The organism is Pseudomonas sp. AC463, from assembly GCF_979253585.1.
In genome coordinates this window covers 1-254 of the sequence record NZ_CEEDDZ010000891.1, presented here as the reverse complement: position 1 = coordinate 254, position 254 = coordinate 1, and the positions used below count along the sequence as shown (strand labels likewise).

Annotated in this window: 1 protein-coding gene; it reads right to left on the bottom strand. The window is 64.2% G+C overall.

What is annotated here, in order from left to right:
• On the bottom strand, nt 1–254 hold a 254-nt coding region (locus AC0IYH_RS32790), incomplete at both ends, for a nitrate- and nitrite sensing domain-containing protein (RefSeq protein WP_471838543.1).

Genomic DNA, 254 nt, shown 5'->3' with positions numbered 1-254 from the left:
CGCCCAGGTTGCGGCTGAAGGTGGAGAGCAGATCGGCGTCGAAACGATCCTGATTGAACACCACGCCGAGCATGGCGCGCTCACGCCCGGCCCGCTCCTTCATCTCGATGAACTGGGTGAGCGACGACAGTACGCGGGCCAGCGATGGATCGTCGACGCTGCGCTCGAGGCCGTGGGTGTAGCCGATCAGCGTGCGGATGATCGCGGTATAACGCGCCCCCGACTCACGGTTGTCGATCGCCAGTTTGTCGATC